This window comes from Fructobacillus sp. ESL1117 (genome assembly GCF_058508565.1).
Window position 1 is genome coordinate 409916 of record NZ_CP196385.1, and the last position, 25340, is coordinate 435255.

Sequence of the window (25340 nt, forward strand, 5' to 3'; positions counted from 1 at the left end):
CTGCTTGTGCCAGTGCCAAGCTAACGAGCAAAAAGGAGCCACAAAATTTTTGCGCCCCATAAAAAATCATGATAAAAGCTTTTTCACCGGTTCAAAAGTGCACCGGTGAATCGGTGATGGGCCTAAAGCCACTAAACCTGAGAGGTGCTTAGCTGTGCCGTAACCGGCATTATGAGCAAAATCATAACCGGGATATTCTCGGTCATAGTCAGCCATCATTTGGTCACGTGTGACCTTGGCCAAAATACTGGCTGCACCGATCGAGTTAGAACGAGCATCCCCCTTAATCAGCGATTGCTGTGGCAAATCTGTATCAATCGTCATGGCATCAACTAATAAATAGTCAGCCATGGGCTGCAACTGTTCCACTGCTTCCTTCATCGCTAGCCGGCTGGCTTGATAGATATTCACCTCATCAATCACTTGCGCACTAACCACGCCAATCCCATAAGCAACGGCCTCGTCCTTAATCGCCTGAACATATTCCAAACGGTGTTTTTCACTCACCTGCTTTGAGTCAATGACGCCGTATTGATCAAAATTCTGTGGCAAGATTACTGCCGCAGCAACTACAGGTCCCGCCAAGGGTCCCCGACCAACCTCATCAACACCGGCAATGTTTTGATAACCAGCTGTCCAAAGTGGTTCTTCCAAAGAAAAGCGCGACAAAAAGGCCGCCTTTTGCTCGGCTAATTTTTCCTGCCGTCGATCAAAAGCTGCTAAAGCAGCCTTGACGCCTTGACGGTCATCTAGCCGCCAGGCAGCTAAGCGCCAGTCATCCGAGGCAGCTGTTTTTAAAGCCGTTTTAATGCTTACAATCGTTTCAGCCATGAATTAAATCCAGGGTATACGTACCCAACTTTCCTTGACGAAGATCATTTAAAACGCGTACAGCCGCCTTATCATAATCGTCCTTAAAACCCAGCTTAGCCGTAATGGCTAAGAGAATATCCACATCAGACAACATCGTAAAGGCGTCATCCGCCAGGTGATAACGCTCAATAATAGCTTGCGGACGATAATCCCGGAAAAAAGCAATCAGAGACAATACCGCATCATCCTTGGCAAAGAGTGTATCCTTTACCGCTCCGCTCAAGGCCAAGCGAAGACCGATTTGCTGGTCTTCAAATTTAGGCCACAAGACACCTGGTGAATCCAAAATTTCCAACCCTGCTGGCGTCTTTAGCCAAGCAATCTTCTTCGTCACCCCAGGCTTGTTGGCTGTCGGTGCCACGTTCTTTTGGACAAGGTGATTGAGCAGGGTTGACTTACCAACGTTGGGAATCCCAGCGAGCATTGCTCGAATGGGGCGATTCTCAATTCCACGCTTCTCCTGGGCCTTGATTTTATCGGCCAAAACAGCTTTGGCCGCCTTTGTCATCGTCTGAGGTGTCTTTGGACTTCTCGTATCCAAGACGACTACACTTAGCCCTTCTTTTTCAAAGCGTTCTTTCCAAGCTTTGGTCTGCTTGGGGTCGGCTAAATCAGCCTTGGTTAAAACCAGTAGTCTTGGCTTATCACCAATCAATTTATCCACTTCTGGATTACGTGATGACGCTGGTAAGCGGGCATCAACCAGTTCAAAAACAATGTCTACCAAGTTTAAGTTTTCGCGCATCAGGCGAAAGGCCTTGGCCATATGACCAGGATACCATTGTATTAATTGTCCCATGGACTTTCCTTCCTGTCTTTTTCTTACCGCGATGCTTGGTACTCTGACCAAGCCTCATCAAAAATAGTCATCGACATTAAATAACTCGCTGAACCCTCCAAGTAATTCGAAAGTTCATCAAAATCGGTCGACTGTTTTGGAAAGCTTTGGTCCAAAAAGGCATTGTTGGCAAATTGTTGAATTTCGGTTGCTGCAACCGAATTGCGGTTGGTCATCAACCAACCATAAAAAGTTCGTGACTTACTGGGCACTAGTATCTACCTCTGAAAATTTAAAAATTCCATTCTGGACATCAATTTGCTTAGCTTGGTAAGCTGTTTGACCATCCTGTGTTAACTGCGACAAATCCAACGTGATTTGCCCCTGACTTGGCTGAATCGCCACACCGGCTGGTGCCATATTTTGCTTAAGTAGGTAGCCAAGGGCAGCCTTGGCAGGAACATCCAGTGAATTAACCTTCGCCTTGTTAACAGTTAAAACAACGTTGCCAGCACTGGTAACCTTGGGTGTCATCGTTAATTGGCCCTTCAAACTCGAACTCGTGCTGGTTGCTACAATGTTCTTTCCATCAAGGTTAACCTGATAATGACTATTTTGCAATTGGGACTGAATCATCTCATTGACTTCGTCTTTAGTGAATGACTTAGTTGCCAATACCTTCTTGGTACCAGTCGCTTGGTCACTATCTGCTTTCTTGGTGCTAACCGTTGGACCTGCTTGGTTGGCCAGGTTCATATAGGCAAGACCCGCCCCCGCACCTAAAACGACCACAATTCCAGCAATTGTTAAAATGACGACCTTACCCTTTTTCACTTAATATCAACTCTTTCTTTATTCTGCTTCAAAGAGAATGGCCAAAGCGCCCATCCCCGTATGTGTCGAGATAATTGGTGTTGCCACTGACAAGAGAATGTCAATGTCTGGCCAAATGGCATTTAAGCGTTGAACCATTTCTTCGGCCTCATCCTTGATGCCGGTATAGGTTACTCCAATCGCCTTCATCTGCTGGTAGCCCTTCATTTGCTCAATCACGCTTTCATTGAAGGCTTTAATGGTCTTTAAGCCGCGCCCTTTCACAACAACATCCACTTTGCCTTCCGCATCGACCTTGGCACCAACCTTAATATTCAGCAGATTACCAATCAAGCCCTGTGTCTTTGATAAGCGACCACCAGCAACCATGTTATCGAGTGAGCGGAATGACAAAAAAATGTAAGTTTGGTCCCTGGCAGTTTCTGCAACCTGTAAAACTTCTTCTAAGCTTTGACCAGCTTGCGCTGCTTTCGCTGCTGCCAGGATTACAAACGCCTCAGACCGGTCAGCGCTCAACGTATCGAATGCATGGACATCAGCTTTTGTTAAGGCATTTGCCTGAGCGGCCGCATTTACTGTACCAGATAAACCAGATGACAGGTGCAAAGATAAGACCGTTGCTTCCGGATCTTCTTGATAGCACTGATCGTAAACTTCTTTAAAGGCCCCAATCGATGGCTGTGAAGTCTGTGGCAACTGATTGCTTTCTTGCATTTTTTCCAAGAATTCTTCAGCTGAAATGGTCACCCCGTCTTGATAAATGGTGCCATCAATCTGAACAGTCAATGGGACAACCTTGATGTGATACTGGTCAATTTCTGCCTGAGTTAACTTAGCAGCTGAATCCGTTACAATCTGTACTTTAGCCATAGAATCGTCTCCTACTTACTTCCGTTTATATGTTAAAAAGGTTAATTGATAGTCGCCATCGACGGCCTCTTGTTGCTTTGTTAACCTGAATTGATTCAAATCAACTGGATCGACAAAAGTGTCCCCTCCGAAGTCTCCCTTGACCTTCGTGACAATCAAATCAGTCGCCATTGGCATCAGCGCTGCAAAGACTTGAGCACCACCAGCAACCGTCACGACGTGCCCTTGGCTGGTTTCATCATCAATCAAAGCTTGCAAATCAACAAGGGAATGAACAACAACGACCTCCTTAAAGCCGGGGTCAAAATCACTTTTTCGAGTTAAAACAACCGTTTGACGTTGTGGCAAAGGACGGCCAATGGCTGCCCAAGTTGCACGGCCCATCACCATGGTCGACCCGACCGTTTCTTTTTTAAAGTGTTGTAAGTCTGATGGGATGGACCAAGGTAAATCCCCATCCTTACCAATTGCGTGGCGGTCATCCTCCGCCCAAACCATTTTAACTGTTGCCATCTGTCTACTCCTTCACCAGGGTGGTTAAGGCCTCTTTGGTATTGTTCACCTGCCCTAAGACCACAGCCCGTTCCATTTTCTTTAACGCCGCGCCTAAATCAGGACCCGGTTTTGCCAAACCAGCAGCAATCAAGTCTCCACCACTTAAGGCCAGGTCCTTCATTGAATAAATCGCCAGGCTATCATAGGTTTTTTGAATGTTGTCCGTCACGCCTTCGTCAATTCCCATGATTGTCAGCGTTTCCAGTAACGTTTCCACGTGGGCATTGTGCTCATAAATCGCCCACCGGTCAATCTGGTTGACATCAGCTAACAGTGGCCCAACCGCCATCACGGCCTGCATCACTTCTTTCGATAGCTTCCACTGCCGTAACTGCGCTTGCAGGGTGGGCCCATCAAAGCCCTGTTGCCCCAGGTACAAAGCCCAGACAACTTGTTGACTTTGCGGTTGTTTTCTTTCCAGTTGCGTAGCCACCTTGAAAACGTTGGCTTCCGTCATCAACCCAGTTTTTCCTGGTAGGTAAGGCAAAAGTCCAGCTTCAACTAAGACTTGCAAAGCTACCCCAGCAGCCTGCCCTTGCAACATCTTTTCAAATTCGACTCGAATACGCTCAACGGCGATTTTAGCTAAATTAGGTCCTAGCTCCACCAGGGCGGCTAAAGTCTGGCCTTCAATTTGAAAATCTAATTGCGCAGCAAAACGCAGGGCACGCATCATTCGCAAAGCGTCCTCTGTAAAGCGTTCTTTTGCTAAACCAACTGCCCTGATTTGTCGGTTAGACAAATCATTCAGGCCGTCAAAATAATCAATGACTTGACCATCTTCATCGAGGGCAAAGGCATTAATGGTAAAGTCTCGGCGTTTCAAGTCCTCACTCAATGACCGTACAAACGTTACTTGGTCAGGTCGACGAAAGTCCGTATAAGTAGACTCCGTCCGAAAAGTCGTAATTTCATATCCCTCACCGTGGTCCAAGACCATAACAGTGCCATGTTGGACACCAGTATCAACCGTTTTTTTAAATATTTTTTTAATTTCTTCTGGGTAGGCAGAAGAAGCAATATCAACGTCGTGAATTGGTTTTCCTAAGATAATGTCACGAACACAACCGCCAACAAAATAAGCTTGAAAGCCGGCTTGGTTAATCTGTTTTAGAATCGGCTTGGCAGCCGTCAATTCACTTGGTAACAGTTCAAGCTTCATCGCCACCTCCTTTTAATCATTTACTATTCATCTAATCTTAGCAAGATTTCACCTTGAATGCACGAAACCAAGGGATTTCCATTCATTTTTTTAATCAAGCGATAAATCAGCCAAGCGGTCGGCTAATTCAAAGTTGTCGGGATTTAAATCAACAGCCTTTTCTAAGGCAGTTAATTCTTCTTTTCGTCGACCAACCTCGTGATACCAGTCAGCAAGGTCGTGCCAAAAATCAGGATCCGCCGGGTAATCAACCTGTGCGGCCTGCCATTGTTCTTCTGCCTTTTCTTCTTCTTCCTTGGCATGGTAAGCGCGTGCTAAGTCCCAACTAAAGTGGGGGTCAACCAAATCCAACTCTTGAGCTGCACCAATTGTTTCGATGACGGCATCATAGTTGTGACGGGCTAGATAGAGGTCAGCTAAAGCACTATAAGTTGCTAAGTCTTGGTCATCAAGGCCAAGTGCCTGATTGAAATCGGCTTGGGCTTGGTCATACTGACCCAATTTAAAGGCCAAGAGTCCAGCTTGGCGATACAAGACCGGGTTCGTTTGATCATAGGACAGCCCCAAGCGATAAGTCTTTTCCGCCTGGTCAAGATCGTTAATCCGTTCATACAATTGCCCAAGCAGTGGGTAAACGGAAGTGTACTGAGGGTCTGCCGCCAAAATATCTTCAAAGAGTGGTAAGGCGTCCTCATCCGCTTTTTTCTCGACATACAAAAAGGCCAGTTGAAACTTAGTATCAATCGTCATGTCAATGGGTTTAATCTGTTCAAGATAAGCAATCGCGTTATCAACATTTCCAATGGCTGCGTAGGCCGTCCCAATTCGCGCAGCCATGTCAACCTTGGCAATCCGTCGTTGACCGGCTAACAAGAGTTGACGGTAACCACGAATGGCCTGATGGTACTGGCCAGTCGTAAAGTAAAATTCAGCCAAGGCAAAGGTCACGACCGGTTCGTCTGGTGCCAACTGTGACGCCTGCTCCAAGGCATGTTCGGCTGATTCACTGAGGCCCTCAGATTGGTACAAGTCTGCCTTAACCAACAAGGCCTGCAAATAGGCTGGTGAATCTTTTGGGATTTGAGCTAGGTAGTCCTGAGCCAAATCCAAGTCGTTTTCTTCAATCGCTAATTCCGCCAAAGCCGTCTTCAAGTCGCCCTCATCTGGGTACTTGGCTAGTAAGTGTAAGTAGGCTTGCTTGGACTCCTCGACAAAGCCAATGGCATAAAGGTCTTCAGCTAATGAATAGACCAGGTCATCATCATCTTCGGCTAGTGATTTTTGAAAGGCTTTCTGGGCTTGGTCCATTTGTCCCAAGCGAATAGCAGCCATCATTTCTTCTGCATAATTTGTCAATTTTTAATCGCCTTTCCAAACGCTTTTTGCGTGATTGCTCTTTTCTATTTTACTAAATCAGCCTTTGAAACACAAAAAACCTTCTTTGTAAAGTAATAGCAATACTCAAATAGACCAATTTGTGTTATTATTGTTTGGAGCTTTTTCATAAGCAATTTCTGGGAACTAGATAAATTCTAAAAGGAGGTCTTCAGGATGTACTCATTAACAAAAAAGCGTTGGCAAGCAATTCACAATCGAGATGCGGAATATAACGGTAGTTTTATCTACGGTGTCACAACCGATAAGCGGGTTTGTTGTCCCTCATGTATTCACGGTAGTGACACTCACCCTGAAGATATTCAGATTTTTAAAACAAATGACGAGGCCCTGTTCGAAGGCTTCCAACCTTGCTCTGATTGTCAGCCCTTTGGTGAACTATCCGATAAGGCTGATTTAGTCTTCCGGGTGAAAAGTGTTCTTTCAGCCAATTATAAAAATCGAATCACACTCGAATCCTTGAGTGAAGACTTTTCTGTCTCATCCGGCATTCTTCACCGGGCCTTTATGACTGTCGCTAAAGAAAGCCCACAAAGTTATCTATTACGAGTGCGGATGTTTCATGCCAAGCAACTACTCAAGGATGGCAAAGACTCAGTGGCCCTTGTCGGCCTTAAGGTTGGCATCCCTAACCTCTCATACTTCAATACCGTCTTCAAGCAGGAAGTTGGCGTAACGGCCGTTCAATACCGCAAGCAAAACAAATAAACTTGCCAATCCACGTTCATTAAGTTACAGTAGACAGCGAAACCAACTTTCGCTGTTTTTTGTACAAGGAGGAACTAGATGTTTAACGATTTGAACAAAAAAGTTGCCGTTATTACCGGTGGCTCTAAGGGTATTGGTAACGCAATTGCGTTGCGCTTTGCTCAAGAAAAGATGAACGTTGTCATTAATTACCATTCCGACGAAGCCGGGGCTCAAGCAGCCGTCGACGAGATTCGAAAAAATGGTGGCGATGCTGTTGCTATCAAGGCCGACGTTTCAACCGAAACCGGCGTCAAAGCCCTTTTACAGGCCGCGATTGATAACTTTGGTGGTTTAGATGTTTGGGTCAATAATGCCGGAATGGAAATTCAAACACCAACTCACCAGATTACACTTGAGGAGTGGAATAAAGTCATTGGCATTAATATGACCGGTGTCTTCCTTGGGGCAAAAGAAGCCCTGAACTACTGGTTGGATAATGACCGAACTGGCAACATCATCAACATGTCTTCCGTCCACCAGCAAATCCCTTGGCCGACCTTTGCTTCTTATGCAACTGCTAAGGGTGGGGTTAAGCTCTTTACCGAAACAATTGCCATGGAATATGCGCCAAAGGGCATTCGCGTCAACAATATCGCACCCGGCGCTATTAACACACCAATTAATGCCAAAAAGTTTGCTGACAAGGCTCAATATGCAGAAACACAGTCGATGATTCCAATGCAAAAGATTGGCGATCCCGAAGACGTGGCCGATGCTGCCGTTTGGTTAGCTTCCAATCAGGCCAAGTACGTTACCGGTACCACCCTCTTCGTTGATGGAGGGATGACCCTTTATGCCGCCTTCCAGGATGGCAAGGGCTAATTTTTAAACGCATACGAAAAAGAGTTCTTCTAGTAGAAGAACTCTTTTTTTCTGTCAAAAAAATCAGTAAGTGTCGGGTTAACTACCCCGCCTTATTTCGACCATTTGGCACCAATCTGAAAAACGTTGCCATCCGTTCGACTGGCATTCAAGCGATAACCCTGTTGAATGCTCTGATGAACAAAACACTGACTCTGCTCAACCGCTTCTGGCAGTTTCTCGCCCAAGGCTAATTTGGCTGTAATCGCGGCCGCTAAAGTGCAGCCGGCTCCATTAACAAAGGCACTCTTACCCAAGGCAGGTTGTGACAAATAACTGATTTGTCCTCCTACTGTCAAAACATCAAGGGCCTGATGGTCAACAAATCCCTGACCACCCTTTAAAAACACGGCAGTCTGACCGCGTTGACTAATTTCTTTTGCTAATTCTGCCAAATTAGTCGACGTACTCACCAAAGCACCATTTTGATCTGCCAATGCCAGTCCCTCATTTAAATTTGGTGTCGTAACCGTTGCCAACGGCAATAGGCGGTCCAAGTATCCTTGAACTAGCACTTTGTTTTCAGCTAAGTGGCCTTCCTTCAAGACTAACACGGGGTCGACGACAATCGGGCCAGTATAATCTTGTAAGAAGGCAACCACCCGGTCCAATTGCTTGACCGACGTTAGCATCCCCACCTTAATGGCGGCAAAGTCTGTGACCTGGGCCAGAGACTTTAGTTGCTGGTCAAAAACCTCATCTGGCACGGGAAAGACAGCCACATTGCTTGGCTGAATACTGACGATACTCGTAATCGCCGAAAAACCAGCTAGGCCAGCTGCCGCAAAGGTAGCCAAATCAGCTTGGAGACCTCCACCGGCTAGCGAGTCTGATCCCGCGATGGTTAAAACTTTGTTATTTGTAGCCATACAGCGACCTTTCATACTCATTTCTCAAAAAAAGCCGTCCTTAGCGGCGGCTTTTCAAAATTCTCTTACTTCGCTTCACTCGTTTTTTTCTTCGCGGGGACCTTTTTCTTAGTTGTCGTAGCGACTGTAGCACTTGCCTGCTGGTCTTCACCAGTTGCAAAAGCCTGCTGATCGTCTCCTTGGTTTGGATCCTTTGGCTTATCCCATGAAACAAAGTCACAGTCGGGATAGCGAGAACAACCATAAAACTTCCGACCACGCTTGGTTTTACGCTCAACTACCTGCCCCTTGCCACACTTTGGACAAGTGATACCAATTTCTTGCACAATTGCCTTCGTATTGCGACAATCCGGGAAACGCGAGCAAGCATAAAATTTGCCATATCGGCCCATCTTAATCACCATTGGCGCACCACAAACTTCACAGTCCATGCCGGCCAACTCATCGTGCATCGTAATTTTTTCCAAGGTCTCCTCGGCGGACTGAACTTCCTTTGAGAATGGCTTGTAAAATTCGTCGACGACCGGCACCCACTTCTTATCACCAATTTCAATTTCATCCAATGAATTTTCAACTTGGGCCGTAAATTTGGTATCGGTAATATCTGGGAACTTATCCTCAACAATAGTCTGGACAATTTCACCTAATTCAGTCGGCACGAATTTCCGTGCATCCACCCGCACATAGTTTCGCCGCTGAATGGTATCCAACGTTGGTGCATAAGTTGAAGGACGACCAACACCGTTTTCTTCCAAGGCTTTAATTAAGGCCGCTTCAGTATAACGAGCTGGTGGCATCGTGAAATGCTGTTCAGGATTTGTCTTTGCCAAATCGACTTCGTCCCCCTCTGCCAAATCAGGCAACAGGTTATCTTTTTCCTTGGCAGCCGGATAGGCCTTCGTAAATCCAGCAAACTTCGTCTTTGATCCATTGGCATGGAACAAGACGCCGTTTTGCTCAACCGTCACGGCTAGGGTATCCAAAACTTCTGGTGTCATCAAAGACGCAACAAAGCGCGACCAAATCAAGGAATACAACTTGAATTGGTCAGGAGTCAGCTTATCCTTAATCGATGCCGGTGTCTTCGTGACATCGGTTGGACGGATTGCTTCGTGGGCGTCTTGGGCGCCTTCTTGCGGTGTTCCAGCAACAGGTTTATGGCTTGAGTATTCTTCGCCCCACTCGTCATGAATATACTGGGCAGCGGCATTCTTCGCCACAGCTGAAAGTCTTGTCGAATCCGTACGCATATAGGTAATCAATCCAACTTGACCAAGGCCACGTCCTAAATTGATTCCTTCATAGAGCTGCTGAGCCGTCATCATCGTCTTCCGCGTTCGGAACTTTAACTGCGTGTTGGCCGCCTGTTGCATGGTCGATGTTGTAAATGGTGGCTGTGGCTGCCGCTTTCTTTCCTTCGCCTTAACTTCTGACACCTGGAAGGGCTTGTTCACATCCAAATCCGCCATGACTGCTTGGACGGCAGCGTTATCAGGTAACGGTTGCTTCTTGCCAGAAAAGCCATAGAAGTTCGCCTTAAACTTCGCCTTGCCCTTCTTGAATTCCGAATCCAGTGTCCAGTATTCTTCTGGTTGGAAAGCCTGAATCTGACGCTCTCTGGCAATAATCAAACCAAGGGCAACTGATTGTACCCGACCGGCTGACAAGCCGCGTTTAACTGTCTTCCACAACACTGGTGAAATCGAGTAACCCACCAACCGGTCGATAATCCGCCGAGCTTGCTGAGCATCAACCAAATCTTGGTTGATCGTCCGTGGTTCCTTGAAGGCGTTTTTAATCGTATCCTTGGTAATTTCGTTAAAGACTACACGGTTCTTTTGCTCTGGATCAAGAGCCAAAATATGCTGTAAATGCCAGGCAATCGCCTCTCCTTCACGATCCGGATCGGATGCGAGGTAAACTTGCTTAGCGGACTTGGCAGCCTTTTTCAGGTCCTTAATCAATGGTCCCTTACCACGAATATTGATGTACTTTGGTTCGTAATTCTGGTCAACATCTACACCCAATGTTGACTTAGGTAAGTCGCGAACATGGCCAATCGAGGCAACAACTTGATACGTCGAGCCAAGATATTTTTCAATTGTCTTAGCCTTTGACGGACTCTCGACAATTACTAATTTTTTACTTGTTTTCTTTTTACTCTTTTTCTTTGGAGTAATTGTTTTCTTGGTCTTTGCTTCTACCAACGTGTGATTCCCCATTTTTCTAAAGCTGCTTGATAGACGACAAAAGCGATTATTTTGGAATCGATAATCACGGTCACCAACTAAAAGCAAACTTTCCTTTTGGTTTAACCCTCCCATCATACCAGCCAAAGCTAGGCTTTGGCAAGATAGGTAAAATCATTTTCCTACTATATAATGGCAATTTTTAAGTCAAACATGAAACCGCTCTAATGATATCACTGCTGGTTAAGACTGGCAACGCGCCAGCCTGAATCAATTCGTTGGGGCCAACCGACAAGGGGGCATTAATCGGACCAGGAACCGCTAGAACTTGTCGATTTTCTTGTAACGCTAAATTAGCAGTAATCAGAGACCCGGAGTGGTGCTTGGCTTCGACCACTAACGTAGCGCTCGAAAGACCCGCAATAATTCGATTACGGTCTGGGAAGTGATTTTTCAATGGCAAAGACCCGACTGGGTACTCGGAGACTAATAACCCTTGCAGACCAACCTGGTCTTGCAATACACGGTGATTTGCTGGGTATGCCCGGTCCAGACCCGTGCCAATGACTGCCACTGGAACACCACCATAATGAAAGGTCATCTGGTGGGCCATCACGTCAATTCCCTTTGCTAATCCAGAAACAACACCAATCCCCGTCTTAAGGACCGCTGGCAACAATTGCCGGAGTGCTGCCAATCCATAAGGACTGGCTGCTCTAGCCCCAACCACTGCTAGTAAGGGCAGCGTCAGCGCCCGTAAGTCCCCCTGGTAAAAAAGGACTAACGGTGGCTGATAAACTTCTTTCAATTGTTTAGGGTAATTATTATCAAAGTAGGTCAACCAATCCCCTTGGTATGCTAGGGCTTTATCTAATGACCATTCATAGCTCGCCTGAATCTGCCGATATGGTTGTGATCCGGGCTCCAAACCAAGAACAAGAGCTAACGTTAAAAAAGGCCAAGGATAGGGTCCCTGCTCTGGATGACCTTGTTGACTTAAGGCGCCAATCACCTTCGCCTCCTTCGCTTGACCCAATCCAGGTGTCAGGTGAAGCGCTAACAAAAATTGATTCAAATTCATCAGTTTCTCCCTTCTTTCAACACCATTAGACGAAAGCAAGGAGGACCAACGGCCATTCAAAGCTAAAAATAGCCATGGCAACCTGAATAAAAAAACAGAGCCTTAGCCCTGTCCTTCAACAATTTCACTCAATTCAGCCCAACGATCCATTTTCGCATCAAGAGCATCCGAAACTTCTTGTAATTGGACCTGAATTGCAGCAACCTTTTGGTAATCAGCACCGTTGGCGGCCATTTGGTCATTAAAGGCCTCAACTTGTCCCTCCAAATCAGCAATTTCATCCTCAATCGTTTCCCATTCGCGTTTTTCCATGTAGGTTAACTTACGCTCTTTCGGCTTTTGAGCTGGCGTTACTGATTTTGCAGTTGTTGCTTTGTCTTTTTTATCCAGACGACTGCTGCCGGCATCCTTTTCACTTGGTAAGACAACCTCATCCAAGTAAAATGAGAATTCCCCATTATAGCGATCAACTTGACCATTACCAGACAAATAATAGCCATAGTCGGCCACCTTATCCAAAAAGTAACGATCGTGGGAAACCGTCACAACGGTTCCTGCAAAGCGAGAAAGAAAGTTCTCCAAAACGGTCAAAGTTCCGATGTCCAAATCGTTGGTTGGCTCATCGAGCAACAAAACATTTGGTTCTTGCAAAAGTATTTTCAATAAGTACAACCGGCGCTTCTCACCACCAGATAACTTGCGAACCAAAGTTCCATGCATAAAACTTGGAAAAAGGAACTGTTCCAAGAGATCTTTAGCCGAAATAACGTTGCCATCACGGTCTTTCACACTCGAAGCAACATCCGTCAAATACTCAATCATGCGCTTATCAGCCGGAATCTCCTCCGTTACCTGAGTGTAGTAACCGATTCGCACCGTTTCACCGATTTCCAACACTCCATCAGTCAAGGGCAACCGCCCAGCTAAAACATTCAAAAGAGAAGATTTGCCAACCCCATTGGGTCCAGTAATGCCAATTCGGTCGCGCTGACCAAAACGCAATGATAAGTTCTTAAAAATCACTTGGTCGGAAAAAGCCAAGGAGGCATGGTCTAAGGCAATGACTTTCTTTCCTAAGCGCTGTTGTCCCAATGACACTTCAACATCCTGATCCGTACGGACATTCCCTAGCGATTCCTCCAACTCTGCAAAGGCCCTTTCCCGGCCCTTCTGCTTGGTTGTCCGTGCTCGAGCTGATTTTTTCATCCACACCAGTTCTTTTTCGTACAGTTTTTCACGCTTGTGCTCAGCAGCCGCCTCATTTTCCTGGCGGATGACCTTGCCTTCAACGTAATCTTGGTAATTTCCCTGGTATTCGTACAGCTTGCCAAAAGAAAGCTCAAAAATTCGATTCGTCACCCGATCCAAGAAATAGCGATCGTGTGTGACCGTTAACAATGCCCCCTTATACTTGGCCAAATACTGTTCCAGCCAAGCAATCGAATCAAAATCCAAGTGATTGGTCGGCTCATCTAAAATCAACAGGTCAGGCTCTTGAATCAAAACTTGCGCTAAGCCAACCCGCTTTTTTTGCCCACCAGATAGGCTGGCCACTTCCTGATTTAAATTCGTTAAATGTAACTGCGTTAAAATAGTCTTAATCTGGGCCTCAATGGTCCAGGCATCATCACGATCCATAGCAGCCTGCGCCTTTTCAAAGCGGCTTGCTGCCTTCGCATTTTCGGGATCTTGCGCCAGAAAATCTAAGGATTCCTGGTAAGCACGAATGGTTTGAAAAACCGGTTGATCGCCGGCATAAATGGCATCTAAGACCTGCATGTGTCCAGCCAAATCAGGATCTTGTTCCAAGTAACCAATGCGATAATCATTTTGGGTCGAAATGGCCCCATGATCAGCTGGTTGTTTGCCGGAAAGGGCATTTAAAAGGGTTGTTTTCCCAGATCCGTTAACCCCAACCAAACCAACGCGGTCCCCTTGGGTAATCAAAAAGGAAAGGTCATCAAAGAGGACCTTTTCACCGTAGACAGACGTTAAATTTTGTACTCTAAATTGTTTCATGTCATCTATTATACTCGAATCAAGAACCCTTTTTCTGGAATATTCGTGATAAAATAAACAGAAGTATATGAAGAATAGGCCGGATTAATGTTTCAATTAATAAATTGGATTAAACAAAATAAAATCGGAGCCATCATCGTTGGTGTCTTCACCTTCGCGACCATGATTCTAATCATCTCGCTGGCACAACAAAACCAACTGACGACCCGACCGGACCAGGTTCCATTGCGAACTGGTCCGGGGATCAACTACAAACAAATTACCAAGCTGAAGGCCGGTACCAAGCTAACAGTCGTTGCCAAAAACAATGGCTGGTGGCAGGTCAAACGCGATAACAACCAAAAAGTTGGTTGGGTCGCTTCCTGGGTTGCTAACAACACCAAGTTAAAGACAGCCACGCAACTTTCCGAAGCGACCATCGTCATAGACCCAGGTCACGGTGGTTCCGATACTGGTGCGCTTTCAACAGATGGCAAGCACTACGAAAAGACGTACACTTTAAAAACAGCATTGGCAACTGAAAAAGTTCTGACTGAGGCTGGTGTACGGGTCATCATGGTCCGCACTAAAGATGTCGTTGTTCCCCTCCTTTACATCCCCCGCAAAGCTGAAAAGTATAATGCTGATGCCCAAATTTCCTTACATTTTGACTCCTCAGAATCGAATAACAGCGCTTCGGGCGTTTCCCAGTATTATTATAATGACAACTCACAAGCACTCGCTCAAGCTTTAAACGGCTCACTGAATAACCTGCCACTGGAAAATCGTGGTTATGAAACAATGCCTTACCTTGTGATTAAAGACGTCACCAGACCGGCCGTCTTACTCGAAAATGGGTTCATTAATTCAGACCATGACTTTTCTTACATTCGCCAAAGTTCCTACCAACAAAAGATTGCCAAGGATATTAAATCAGGCTTGACTACCTATCTAAAAACTCTTTACCCCAACTATAATGAACAGTAAAACAAAGACTCCGCTTTCCCTATCGACCGATAAAGGAAACGGAGTTTTTTCTTTCTGCCTACTATTAGTGTTTTTAAGCGGCTAACTAGTAAATACGGCAATTTAAGCATAAAAAAACAGCACCCTTGCGGGTGCTGGGTAGGTAGATAGATAAACTACCTCAGTTGGTTGTTTTCATTATACCATGCATTGGCAATCAAGAAAAGAGCGAAATGATCAATCTAGATCTGCTTACTTGAAGTGGTAGCCGATATCAAGCCCACCCTAGTTCAGCAACAGTACTTTTAATCAAAGGTGTCTGCCAATTTTCCCCTAAGGCCAGAGTCACTAAGGCCGATTGGAAAACAAGCCAAGATTCAATTTGATCCTTGGAGAGGATACCCGTAACCGTTAACACGAGGGCTGTTTCACCAGCTTGATCAGCCAAACCAGCTAAAATTAATTCAAAATCGGCTAAGTCAATTTCAGCTAACCGATCAGATGCAACCTGTAAGTTGACAACATCCGGCTTCTTGATTAACAAAGACGAGAAAACCGCTCGAATCGTTTCTGGTGTCAGATCATGAAGTGTGCCTGTTCGAATAACCGGCACAGCCACCTTCTCCGCCACAGCAATGATTTTTTCCTGCAGATTTTCATCCAGTTCCTCTGGTAAGTAGACGCCGGCAAAGCGACTAGTTCCAGCCTGCAGTGCCGTTGCTAAAAAGTAAGCTTGATCAGCTGGGGCTAACTCACCTTTTCCACCAGCAGCTTTGGCAGTATAAGCCAGCAAAACCAAGTGATCCCCTGCTGTCTGCAGAGCATTATCCACCAGTTCCTGAACAATTTGCTGGTGCATGGCTGGCCAATTAGACAGAAATTCTTGGTATGCCTGGTCTAATTCTGCCTTCATTGCAGCTTTTTTCATTGCAGAGGCGTCACGTTCTTCAACCGCCTGTGCACCACCGGCCTTCACCTGATCCCAAACCACTTCTTTAGAAAACTCATCAGCAATCGCATCGGCCTGCCAGATAACAACATCTGGATTCTTTTGGTCTAATGCCTGCTTGAAAGGGGTAAATTTATCGGTTGGCCCTAACGCCATTGGGACAGCCAATGCTGATTGGGCAATTGGCTTTTTTTGTTCAAATAATTCTGTAATTTTCATAGTCTAATAATCCGAAAGCCAGCTGAATCAACAGCTGGCTTTTTCTTTCATTGATTGATTTAAAATATTTCGCTTAAAAGAAGTTCATCGAGTAAGAACCATTAAAAGTATCACCCGCAGCAAGAACGTTAACGCCAAATTTTTCCTTGAAGTTTCCGGTTGCATCAACTGTATCAGCAATCCCCCACCATGGCTCGACAGCAATAAAGGGCGCATCTTTACCAGCTGGTGTCCAAATGCCAACAAACTGAGCGTTATCAATTGTCATTTCCATCCCATGCTGATTTGCTAGCCGAGCCAGCAAGAAGGTTGTTTTCTGACGATCAAGTTTGAGAATAATGGCATCGTCATGATAGTCTTCCTGTCGCAAGCGCAATGGAATATTTGAAGAAAATGGCGTGGGCACGTTTGGATTCGAATATGGTCCAACCAGGCGAATCCGATCATAAACCTTTTCTGGCGTCACAGATAAATAGTAATCTGAGAATTTGCCACCATCAAGGGGGAGATTAAAAGCTGGGTGGCCACCAACAGAGAAGAATAATGAATCATGACTCGCTGGGTTTTTGACCTCATATTCCACCTTTAGTGAAGAGCCATTCAAGGTGAAGATGACATCAAAGATAAAGGCAAAAGGATAAATTCGCCGTGTTGATTCGGAATCCTCCAAACGCAAACGAACCGCGTCATCTTGTTCGCTGACAATTAAAAAATCCATATTCCGAGCAAAACCGTGTTGGTTCATATAATAGGTTTGACCAGCCAATTCATACTGGTCCCCCTGCAGGCGGCCTACAATTGGGAACAGGTTAGGTGCATGCCGACCCCAATACATGGGATCCCCATACCAGATATACTCCAGTTCTGCTTCCTTATTCCATGCTGAAATCAGCTCCGCACCATGCTCACTGATCTGTACCTTTAATTTGTCATTCTCCAGAATTATCATAACTTTATTCTACTATCTATTCCCTAGAATGACAATTTAATTGGCCCGTACTGAAAAAACTTTTGGATAAAAATCATCCTTCTCTTTTTGTGTGTCTTTCACTCACCTTTTTTGCCCGTGGAAAGAAATTTTGATAGGAATCCTGAAGCATGGCTTTTGAAACATGGGTATAGATTTGGGTCGTTGAAAGGTTTTCGTGCCCCAGTAATTCTTGCACAGTTCGCATATCAGCTCCCCGATTTAATAAAGCGGTCGCAAAACTGTGGCGCAACATATGGGGATGAATTTTGCCTGTCAAACTCGTTTTTTTCATTAATTGGTTCAAAATGTAAGTCACACCAGCCGAGGTAATCGGACCGCCATTAGCATTTAAAAACACAACCTCTTCCTGGTCTAATCGGTGGTTTTTAGCTAATAAGCCCGGCCGACAATTTTCCAGATAATCCACCAAGGCCTGCTGAGCATATGAACCAAAAGGTACAAAACGGTCCTTATTTCCTTTCCCGTGAATGAGCGCTAACCGTTGATTTAAATCAATTTGATCCAATGTCAACCCCGCAAACTCAGATACTCGCGTTCCCGTGGCAAATAAAAATTCCAGCAAAGCGGCATCCCGGCGCCAGAGCGGGTGGTCATTTTGATCATAAGCGACTTGGAAGAGTTCCAACAGCTCATTGTCATAAAAAAATTCTGGCAAATGCGCTTGGTGTTTCCGCAGTGCTACCCCGTCAAAGGGATTGTCGGTGGCTAAATTTTCACTTACCAAATAAGCATAGAAATTTTTCAGACTTGAAACCTTGCGGGCAATCGTCGTGCGGGCGAGCATTTGATCATATAGACCAGCCAAATAAACTCGAACATCTAAGCTTTTAATACTAGCAAAGCCTGTGAAACCACCATTATCGGTCAAATAACTAACAAATTCGTCAATATCGGTTCGATACGCTTTCACTGTTTGAAGTGAATAGCCACGTTCTGCCTGCAGGTATTGTTGGTATTGTTGGACAGCATTGATTTCCATATTGCCATTATACAATGGATAAAGGTTAAGAACTCCTTAAGATAGTTAGGATTCCTCTAACCTTGATCGATGTAGCAGTAATTAAAGGACTTGCATTGTATAGTAATACTAATTACAAAAACGATACGGAGGATTTCGTCATGAACCTACCAGTTAATTCAACGAGCAGTTACCTGCGCCACATTTTGGGGTTAAAGCGGGTCAAAGTCAATGCCTTCTTCTTGAGCATCCGTGATAACATACTAAACCACCGTGACCAACGAGAAGCATGGAAAAACGGGACGACCTTTACACCGACCCACCATGAGGCCAAAGACTTGCTCAATAAGCGGGTCATTGCTGAAAACGACCGTTATTCTTATGGTCGACGCGCTCACCGTCAACACAATGATTTTAACTAATCCACCTGAAAAGCCCACTGTTTTGCAGTGGGCTTTTCGGCATTTATCAACAAAATCAGTAGCACCAGCAAAAAATGAGCCCAAAACCAGGTCCTGGTTTGGGCTCATTTTTATTTTTTAATTTTTAAAGGAATGAATTGGCGCTGGCACGTGGCCACCACGATTAATAAAGTCGGCAGAAGACTTAGCCACTACTGGCATAACTGGAGCAGTTCCCAACAAACCACCATAGTCAACCATATCGCCAACTTTGGTACCATTCGTTGGCAAAATGCGCACAGCCGTGGTCTTATTGTTTTGCACACCGATTGCCGCTTCATCAGCAATCATTGCTGAAATCGTTGTTGCTGGTGTATCACCCGGAATGGCAATCATATCCAACCCAACAGAACAAACAGATGTCATCGCCTCTAACTTTGCCAATGACAACGTGCCAGCCTGTACGGCATCAATCATTCCGGCATCTTCTGAAACAGGGATAAAGGCTCCTGACAAGCCACCAACACCTTGTGAAGCCATAACACCACCCTTTTTAACGGCATCATTCAAGAGCATCAAAGCAGCAGTTGTTCCGTGCGTTCCAACTTGTTCCAAGCCGATTTCTTCCAAGACTTCAGCCACAGAATCACCGCGAGCTGGAGTTGGTGCCAAAGACAAATCAACAATTCCAAATGGTACCCCGAGGCGTTCCGCTGCAATTGTCCCCACTAACTGACCAACACGGGTAATCTTGAAGGCCGTCTTTTTAATGGTTTCAGCAACCACTGTGATCGATTCACCCTTCACCTGTTCTAAAGCACGCTTAACGACACCAGGACCCGAAACACCGACATTAATCACCACATCTGGTTCTGAAACACCATGGAAAGCTCCAGCCATAAAGGGGTTATCTTCAACGGCATTGGCAAAGACAACCATCTTTGAATTTGCTGTATCGGACTTGTCCGTAATGGCCTTAATCGTTTCACCCATCAATTTCACGGCATCAAGGTTGACCCCGGCCTTAGATGAACCAACGTTAATGGATGACATCACCACATCCGTTTGCGTCAAAGCATTTGGCAATGACTTAATCAAGGCTAAATCACCGTGTGAAAAACCTTTTTGCACCAAGGCGGAGTAACCACCGATAAAGTCAACACCAACTTCCTTGGCAGCATCGTCTAAGGCATGCGCCAAAACAAGGATTTCCTTTTCATCAGCATTGCCAGCAATTAGGGAAACGGGCGTCACTGAAATACGCTTATTCGTAATGGGTACACCATATTCGCGTTCAATCTGTTGACCAACTGCTACCAAGTTCTTGGCATAGGTTGTGACCTTCTTATAAACGTTCTTCGCCGTTTCATCAACTGAGCCACCAACCGTGTCCAGCAAAGAAATCCCCATCGTAATTGTTCGGATGTCAAAATTATCTTCTTTGACCATCTGAATTGTTTCTCGAATTTGTGTTGTATCCATTATTTGCTTCTTTTCTTTGTCTTTGTTCGCACTAATTTTTTAAATTAGATGTGGGACATCGTATCAAAAATTTCTTCTCGTTGTACATGCACCGTGACACCTAAGCGAGCGCCTTCTTCTTTGACAGAGGCATAGACTTCATCAAAATCAGCAGCAGCGTCGATGGCTACTAACATTGACATTGTAAAGGTCTGCGACATAATCGTCTGCGACATATCCAAAATGTTGACTCCATGTTTTGACAAGGTGGTTGCGATGCCAGCTACAATTCCTGCTTGATCCTGGCCAACAACGGTGACAACTGCTTTAATCATGATTTTCTCCTCTAATTGATCGTTTTAAACCTGATTTTTGTCAGGCCTGCCTTTTTCTGATTTTTAGATAACTTCGCCATCGTATGGCTTTGCTGGCAAAGCTTCTAAATCATACGCAGCGACATCTTCAATCTTGTCAAAGTATGCCGTTAATGACATGGCAATCATCAAGTTCAACGTAATATCTGCTTCCTCTTTGATGACCACAACCGGGATTCCCTTAGCTTTTGCATAACCGATTTCCCAAGCAGTGCCTGAATCAGTATCGGCCCGGTCAAAATCAGCCAACGCTACCATCACATCACAATTATCAATGGCTTCAACGTCAGACCCATAGGCAGCATGACGCCATGGCTCCGAAAAAAGTTCATATTCAGCATGCTGATGCTTCCGAGGTGAAAAAACGTGGCCCACTTGGTCGTGTTCTTCCAAGACCTTTTCAAGACGCTCAGCCTTCTTAATCTGTGTTTCTGAAAAAAATGGTCCAGCCAAATAAATCCGCTTTGCCATGGATAATTCTCCTTTTCTTACCTGCTTATCTATTCTATTAGTTTACCAAAAGCAGGTTGCAACGGGATAACATTCTAAATGAAAAATAGAACAAAAATAGAACATTGGCCACACTTTGTCACCAATGTTTGTCTTTAGCTCATCTGATAGCGACGGTGGCCATTTTGCCAGCCAACAAATTGGCAGCGATCCGTGTTTTGGGGACCCGCCGTCGTCGCATCAACCTGATAATCAAATAGCTGTGAGTTGAAGACATCCTCATACTCACTAACTGAAAGCAAACGACGGTCGGCCAACATCGTAACGACGTCCTGGCCGACAATAGCAGATTGGAAGTTTTCTTGGATTTTTAATGAAAAGAGTTCGGCCTCTGCTCCAGAACCATAAGAAAAGACGGCCAACCGTTGACCTGCACTGATTTGTCCCTGTTGCAATAACGAAAGCAGCGCGAGATAGACTGACCCTGTGTAGAGGTTACCAACCTGACGGTTATAAACCTGTGAGGCCGCCAGTTGCTCTTGCAAAAATTTTTGCTGCTCAGGCGTTGCTTGGTCCAGAATCTGGTCCAAGGCCTTCTTCCCCATCTTCGTGTATGGTAAATGGAAGGCAAAACCTGCAAAGTCAGCCAACGCTAACTTTGTCTTGGCTGTATATCGGCTCCAAAGCGTCAAAAACATTTCCTTGTAAATATCCGTTGACAGATGACCGTCAACCAAGGCCGTTGTTGAGGCCACTGGTCGCCAAAAATCAGGAACGTCCTGACTCATATAAACAGAGTCATCTTCGATAGCAGCAATAGCTGGGTCAGCGCTGACCACCATGGCAATTGCACCGGCCCCCTGTGTGACTTCTCCGGCTGTCTTCAATCCATAGCGGGCGATATCGGCCGCAATAACCAAAACTTTCTTATCAGGATGCAGGCGCACGTAGTCCTTGGCTTGCATCAGACCGTAAGTGCCAGCATAGCAAGCCTGCTTCATTTCAATGGTGCGAATGTATGGCGATAAATTCAATAACTTCTGCGCAAAGACGGCCGCTGATTTGGAATTATCCACCCCAGATTCAGTGGCAAAAATCAGCATCTCAATCGCCTCAATATCTGCAGCAGTCAAGATTTTTTTAGCGGCATTGACGCCCATTGTCACCACGTCTTCGTAATTTGGCACGACAGACTGAACCGACTGGCCAATTCCAATCGTATATTTATCAGGCTCATCGCCTCTCGCTTTGGCCAATTCGACCATATCAAGCGCTAGTCCCGGTGTGTAGAAAGCTAATTTATCAATACCTACAGTCATTAAAAATCTCCTTTTTACTTAAGCAAAAAAGCGCTCGAAAGCGCTCCTTAACGGCCTTCACCATCAGCTCATCATTAATCGTACAAGGCCTTCACCTTAGCTTGAATACTGTCGGTGTTAATAAAGTCATCATAAGTGGTATCCAAACGGTCAACGACACCCTTGGCAGAAACTTCAACGATATGGTTTGCCGTCGTCTCCAAAAATTCGTGGTCATGAGATGTCATGATGACAGAACCCTTAAAGTCCGCAACCGCATCGTTCAATGACTGGATTGATTCCAAATCCAAGTGGTTTGTTGGATCATCAAGCAACAAAACGTTGGCCTTTAATAGCATCAACTTAGCCAAAACGATTCGAACCTTTTCACCACCAGACAAAACCTTAATTTGCTTCAAGGCGTCATCACCCTTAAAGAGCATTTGGCCAAGCATACCACGCAATGACGTGTTGTCCTTCTGCTCTTCTTCGGCAAAATCACGCAACCAGTCCAAAATGACCTTTTCCTGGTCGTCGAAATTATCATTCAGGTCCTTAGCCAAATATGACTGGGTTGTCGTGACACCCCAAGTGACAGAACCTGTATCAGGTTCCATCGTACCTGCCAAAATTTGCATCAACGTTGTCGTTGCCAAATCAGACCGGGACAAGATAGCAATTTTGTCGCCAGGACGACCAGTAAAGGTAATATTATCCAAAACCTTTTCACCATCAATCGTCTTGGAAACCCCTTCAACGCGAACTAAGTCATTTCCTAATTCACGGTTCAACGGGAAGGAAATGTAAGGGTACTTACGAGATGAAGGCTTGATATCATCCAAAGTAATCTTATCCAACTGCTTCTTACGAGCTGTTGCCTGCTTTGACTTTGAGGCATTGGCTGAGAAGCGCGCGACGAATTCCTGCAGCTGCTTAATTTGCTCTTCCTTCTTAGCATTTTGCTGTGAAGCCAAGCGTTGTGCCAATTCAGCTGATTCACGCCAGAAATCGTAGTTTCCAACGAACGGCGTAATCTTACCGTAGTCGACATCTAAGATATTCGTTGAAACAACATTCAAGAAGTGACGGTCGTGCGAAACAACAATCACGAGGTTCTCAAAGTCGGCCAAGAAGTCTTCCAACCAAGCAATCGTTTGCACGTCCAACCCGTTGGTGGGCTCATCCAAAACCAAGATATCTGGATTACCAAACAAGGCCTGAGCCAACAAGACCTTCACCTTATCGTTTTCAGTCAAGTCGCCCATCATGCTCTGTTGCATTGATTCATCGATGCCCAACTTCGTCAATAGTTGGGCTGCTTCAGTTTCAGCGTTCCAACCGTCCAGCTCTTCAAATTCAGCAGACAAATCGCCTACTCGCACCCCATCTTCATCTGAAAAATCAGGCTTAGCATAGATAGCATCCATTTCAGTCTTAACCTGGTAGAGGCGTTCATGTCCCTGGATGACCGTATCCATCACCGTAAAGTCGTCAAAGGCGAAGTGATCCTGCTGCAAAGATGACATCCGGTCGTTATCACTAATGCTGATGACACCCTCAGTCGGTTCCAATTCTCCTTGAAGCAATTTCAAAAAGGTTGACTTACCAGCACCATTGGCTCCGATAATGCCGTATGTATGGCCCGGGACCAACTTTAAGTTAACGTCCTGGTAAAGTTTCTTACCAGAAAATGAAAATGACATGTCTGCAACAGTAATCACGAATGCTTCCTCCAAAGGGGTAAAAAGTAAAAAATTATTCTCTTAGTATTTTAACAGAAAAGCGCCCCCTTTTGGGGGACGCTTTCTTTGATTATTTAAAGATCTTCATAACCGCCATCGATTGGCAATAGGTCTTCATCAGGATCAGACCGGGTATCAGACCAAAAAGTAAAAATCGTCAAAACCAAGTACAAACCGGCTAAATAATAACCGTATTCAGTATCAACCCAGTCAAAATACCAGGTCGTCACCAAGGCAAAAAGCAGTGGCTGCGCAAAAATCCAGTAAAAACGCAGACCTTGCTTGCGAATGTAAGCGCCAAAGTACAAGGCAAAGCCCCCATTTAAGACAAAGCAAAGCCAAAAGACCAGATTAATATCTGACCAATCAAATTTGTCGGCCATAAATGGCAAGAAGACTGCCACGAAAAGCATGACCAATAAGTTATAAAACCAAGCAGAGTGGTGTAATTTATTTAAAAAATTACGCATGTAAAAACCTCATTCACAGTGAAATTGTTATAACAAATTATAGGCTGTTTAACCTATGAGGGCAAGGTTTTTCACAACCTAGACTCATTTTTCTGTTATTTTTCTAATTCTAATAATGTTGATAAAGCGGCTAACGTGTACAGTGGTGCCGTTTCCGCCCGCAAGATTCGGGGCCCCAAACCACCGGGACGATAACCGGCCTCTTGCAAGGTATTAATCTCCTTTTCAGTCAAACCACCTTCTGGTCCAAAGACGGCAACAAAATGCTGACCGGGTTGACTAATCTGTGCCAAATCCACCAAAGCCGCTTTTTCTCCCTGCTTAGCAGATTCTTCCCAAGCAACCAACCCCTGATCTTTTTCCAGTGCCAAAACCTCAGCAAAATCAGCAAAACGAATTTCTGGCACTTTCAGCCGGTGTGATTGTTCGGCAGCACCGACTGCCTTGGCCCGCAACCGCTCTAACTGTTTAGCTTTCTGTTTTTCATTCCAAGCAACGACCGACCGCTCCATCGGCACGAAAAGTAAGCGACTGGCACCCAGTTCGGTTGCCTTCTCCGCCAGCCACTCGTTGCGATCTTTTTTAATTGGAGAAACCACCAACGTGACTTCAACAGGTAATTCAACCTGCTGATCAATGTCGGTTAGCACCTTAATCACCGCCTGACTCTGGCCGATTTCTTCGACCTGCCCAAGCACCAAGCGCGATTGGCCATCAAAAAATTCCGCTTTTGTACCCACTTTGGCTCGTAAAACCTTAACCAAGTGCTTAAAGGCCGGCATATCTGCTGTCAAGATGATGGTCTTTTGAATCGGTTCTTCTAAAAAATAACGTTGCATCGTTTTC

26 protein-coding genes are annotated in these 25340 nt (G+C 45.3%); 4 read left to right on the forward strand and 22 right to left on the reverse strand.

The annotated features are described in order from the left end of the window. Window positions 1-66: 66 nt before the first annotated feature. The 8 genes from rnhB to ACSYSH_RS01720 all read right to left on the reverse strand — a co-directional run bounded on the left by rnhB (window position 67) and on the right by ACSYSH_RS01720 (window position 6428). On the reverse strand, window positions 67-831 hold the full coding sequence (gene rnhB, locus ACSYSH_RS01685) for a ribonuclease HII (RefSeq protein WP_252773916.1): 765 nt from the start codon (window positions 829-831) through the stop codon (window positions 67-69). Further along, a complete protein-coding gene (gene ylqF / locus ACSYSH_RS01690; RefSeq protein WP_491702523.1) occupies window positions 824-1672 on the reverse strand; it encodes a ribosome biogenesis GTPase YlqF in 849 nt (282 codons plus the stop codon). The genes rnhB and ylqF overlap by 8 nt, the downstream gene beginning before the upstream one ends. Window positions 1673-1695: 23 nt before the next feature. After that, on the reverse strand, window positions 1696-1923 hold the full coding sequence (locus ACSYSH_RS01695) for a YozE family protein (protein ID WP_256470328.1): 228 nt from the start codon (window positions 1921-1923) through the stop codon (window positions 1696-1698). After that, window positions 1913-2485 carry a DUF2140 family protein gene (locus ACSYSH_RS01700; protein WP_491702522.1) on the reverse strand — a complete coding sequence of 191 codons (573 nt, stop codon included), beginning with the start codon at window positions 2483-2485 and terminating at the stop codon, window positions 1913-1915. Before ACSYSH_RS01700 ends, ACSYSH_RS01695 begins: the two co-directional genes overlap by 11 nt. Window positions 2486-2503: 18 nt before the next feature. Then, entirely contained in the window at window positions 2504-3355 is an 852-nt protein-coding gene (locus ACSYSH_RS01705; protein WP_489815712.1) for a DegV family protein, read from the reverse strand. Window positions 3356-3370: 15 nt separating this feature from the next. After that, on the reverse strand, window positions 3371-3868 hold the full coding sequence (locus tag ACSYSH_RS01710; RefSeq protein ID WP_489815713.1) for a dihydrofolate reductase: 498 nt from the start codon (window positions 3866-3868) through the stop codon (window positions 3371-3373). Between the two features lie 4 nt (window positions 3869-3872). Then, the gene (locus ACSYSH_RS01715) at window positions 3873-5072 is read right to left on the reverse strand and encodes a CCA tRNA nucleotidyltransferase (RefSeq protein WP_491702521.1); all 1200 of its coding nucleotides are present in this window, start codon (window positions 5070-5072) and stop codon (window positions 3873-3875) included. Window positions 5073-5162: 90 nt separating this feature from the next. Beyond that, a complete protein-coding gene (locus ACSYSH_RS01720) occupies window positions 5163-6428 on the reverse strand; it encodes a tetratricopeptide repeat protein (protein ID WP_491702520.1) in 1266 nt (421 codons plus the stop codon). Between the two features lie 195 nt (window positions 6429-6623). Here ACSYSH_RS01720 and ACSYSH_RS01725 point away from each other — a divergent pair, with 195 nt between their 5' ends. After that, entirely contained in the window at window positions 6624-7175 is a 552-nt protein-coding gene (locus tag ACSYSH_RS01725; RefSeq protein ID WP_491702519.1) for an Ada metal-binding domain-containing protein, read from the forward strand. A 78-nt stretch (window positions 7176-7253) separates the two neighbouring features. Beyond that, window positions 7254-8039 (forward strand): glucose-1-dehydrogenase, encoded by a 786-nt coding sequence (locus ACSYSH_RS01730; protein ID WP_489815716.1) that lies wholly within the window; start codon window positions 7254-7256, stop codon window positions 8037-8039. Window positions 8040-8131: 92 nt separating this feature from the next. Here ACSYSH_RS01730 and ACSYSH_RS01735 read toward each other — a convergent pair whose 3' ends face one another. The 4 genes from ACSYSH_RS01735 to ACSYSH_RS01750 form a co-directional block, all read right to left on the reverse strand. Next, entirely contained in the window at window positions 8132-8947 is an 816-nt protein-coding gene (locus ACSYSH_RS01735) for a hydroxymethylpyrimidine/phosphomethylpyrimidine kinase (RefSeq protein ID WP_489815717.1), read from the reverse strand. 65 nt (window positions 8948-9012) lie between these two features. Continuing rightward, entirely contained in the window at window positions 9013-11169 is a 2157-nt protein-coding gene (topA, locus tag ACSYSH_RS01740) for a type I DNA topoisomerase (RefSeq protein ID WP_491702518.1), read from the reverse strand. Between the two features lie 169 nt (window positions 11170-11338). Next, entirely contained in the window at window positions 11339-12217 is an 879-nt protein-coding gene (dprA, locus tag ACSYSH_RS01745) for a DNA-processing protein DprA (RefSeq protein WP_491702517.1), read from the reverse strand. 102 nt (window positions 12218-12319) lie between these two features. Beyond that, window positions 12320-14236, reverse strand: coding sequence for an ABC-F family ATP-binding cassette domain-containing protein (locus tag ACSYSH_RS01750; RefSeq protein ID WP_491702516.1), 1917 nt, complete (start codon window positions 14234-14236; stop codon window positions 12320-12322). An 87-nt stretch (window positions 14237-14323) separates the two neighbouring features. On the opposite strand from ACSYSH_RS01750, the gene ACSYSH_RS01755 reads away from it, so the two are divergent. Continuing rightward, window positions 14324-15202, forward strand: a complete 879-nt coding sequence (locus ACSYSH_RS01755; protein WP_252773903.1) for an N-acetylmuramoyl-L-alanine amidase — start codon at window positions 14324-14326, stop codon at window positions 15200-15202. Between the two features lie 253 nt (window positions 15203-15455). Here the strand turns inward: ACSYSH_RS01755 and ACSYSH_RS01760 are convergent, their stop codons facing one another. The 3 genes from ACSYSH_RS01760 to xerC all read right to left on the reverse strand — a co-directional run bounded on the left by ACSYSH_RS01760 (window position 15456) and on the right by xerC (window position 18319). Continuing rightward, window positions 15456-16349, reverse strand: a complete 894-nt coding sequence (locus tag ACSYSH_RS01760) for a type I 3-dehydroquinate dehydratase (RefSeq protein WP_491702515.1) — start codon at window positions 16347-16349, stop codon at window positions 15456-15458. 73 nt (window positions 16350-16422) lie between these two features. Then, window positions 16423-17298 (reverse strand): aldose 1-epimerase family protein, encoded by an 876-nt coding sequence (locus tag ACSYSH_RS01765; RefSeq protein ID WP_489815722.1) that lies wholly within the window; start codon window positions 17296-17298, stop codon window positions 16423-16425. A 73-nt stretch (window positions 17299-17371) separates the two neighbouring features. After that, window positions 17372-18319: a tyrosine recombinase XerC gene (xerC, locus tag ACSYSH_RS01770; RefSeq protein ID WP_489815723.1), complete on the reverse strand. Its 948-nt coding sequence runs from the start codon at window positions 18317-18319 to the stop codon at window positions 17372-17374. A gap of 140 nt (window positions 18320-18459) precedes the next feature. Here xerC and ACSYSH_RS01775 point away from each other — a divergent pair, with 140 nt between their 5' ends. Further along, window positions 18460-18720, forward strand: a complete 261-nt coding sequence (locus ACSYSH_RS01775) for a hypothetical protein (RefSeq protein ID WP_491702514.1) — start codon at window positions 18460-18462, stop codon at window positions 18718-18720. A 117-nt stretch (window positions 18721-18837) separates the two neighbouring features. On the opposite strand, the gene ACSYSH_RS01780 is transcribed toward ACSYSH_RS01775, so the two are convergent. The 7 genes from ACSYSH_RS01780 to ACSYSH_RS01810 all read right to left on the reverse strand — a co-directional run bounded on the left by ACSYSH_RS01780 (window position 18838) and on the right by ACSYSH_RS01810 (window position 25333). Further along, a complete protein-coding gene (locus ACSYSH_RS01780) occupies window positions 18838-20181 on the reverse strand; it encodes a PFL family protein (RefSeq protein ID WP_252773898.1) in 1344 nt (447 codons plus the stop codon). Between the two features lie 44 nt (window positions 20182-20225). Further along, window positions 20226-20495, reverse strand: a complete 270-nt coding sequence (locus ACSYSH_RS01785) for an ACT domain-containing protein (protein ID WP_252773897.1) — start codon at window positions 20493-20495, stop codon at window positions 20226-20228. 63 nt (window positions 20496-20558) lie between these two features. Beyond that, a complete protein-coding gene (locus tag ACSYSH_RS01790; RefSeq protein ID WP_252773896.1) occupies window positions 20559-21005 on the reverse strand; it encodes a nucleoside 2-deoxyribosyltransferase in 447 nt (148 codons plus the stop codon). 134 nt (window positions 21006-21139) lie between these two features. Then, on the reverse strand, window positions 21140-22303 hold the full coding sequence (locus tag ACSYSH_RS01795; RefSeq protein WP_491702513.1) for a hydroxymethylglutaryl-CoA synthase: 1164 nt from the start codon (window positions 22301-22303) through the stop codon (window positions 21140-21142). A 74-nt stretch (window positions 22304-22377) separates the two neighbouring features. After that, complete coding sequence (locus ACSYSH_RS01800; RefSeq protein ID WP_047974465.1) at window positions 22378-24003, reverse strand: ABC-F family ATP-binding cassette domain-containing protein; 1626 nt, start codon at window positions 24001-24003, stop codon at window positions 22378-22380. A gap of 95 nt (window positions 24004-24098) precedes the next feature. Next, window positions 24099-24494, reverse strand: coding sequence for a hypothetical protein (locus ACSYSH_RS01805; protein WP_252773893.1), 396 nt, complete (start codon window positions 24492-24494; stop codon window positions 24099-24101). A gap of 95 nt (window positions 24495-24589) precedes the next feature. Beyond that, window positions 24590-25333: an RsmE family RNA methyltransferase gene (locus tag ACSYSH_RS01810; protein WP_489815726.1), complete on the reverse strand. Its 744-nt coding sequence runs from the start codon at window positions 25331-25333 to the stop codon at window positions 24590-24592. Window positions 25334-25340 lie beyond the last annotated feature (7 nt).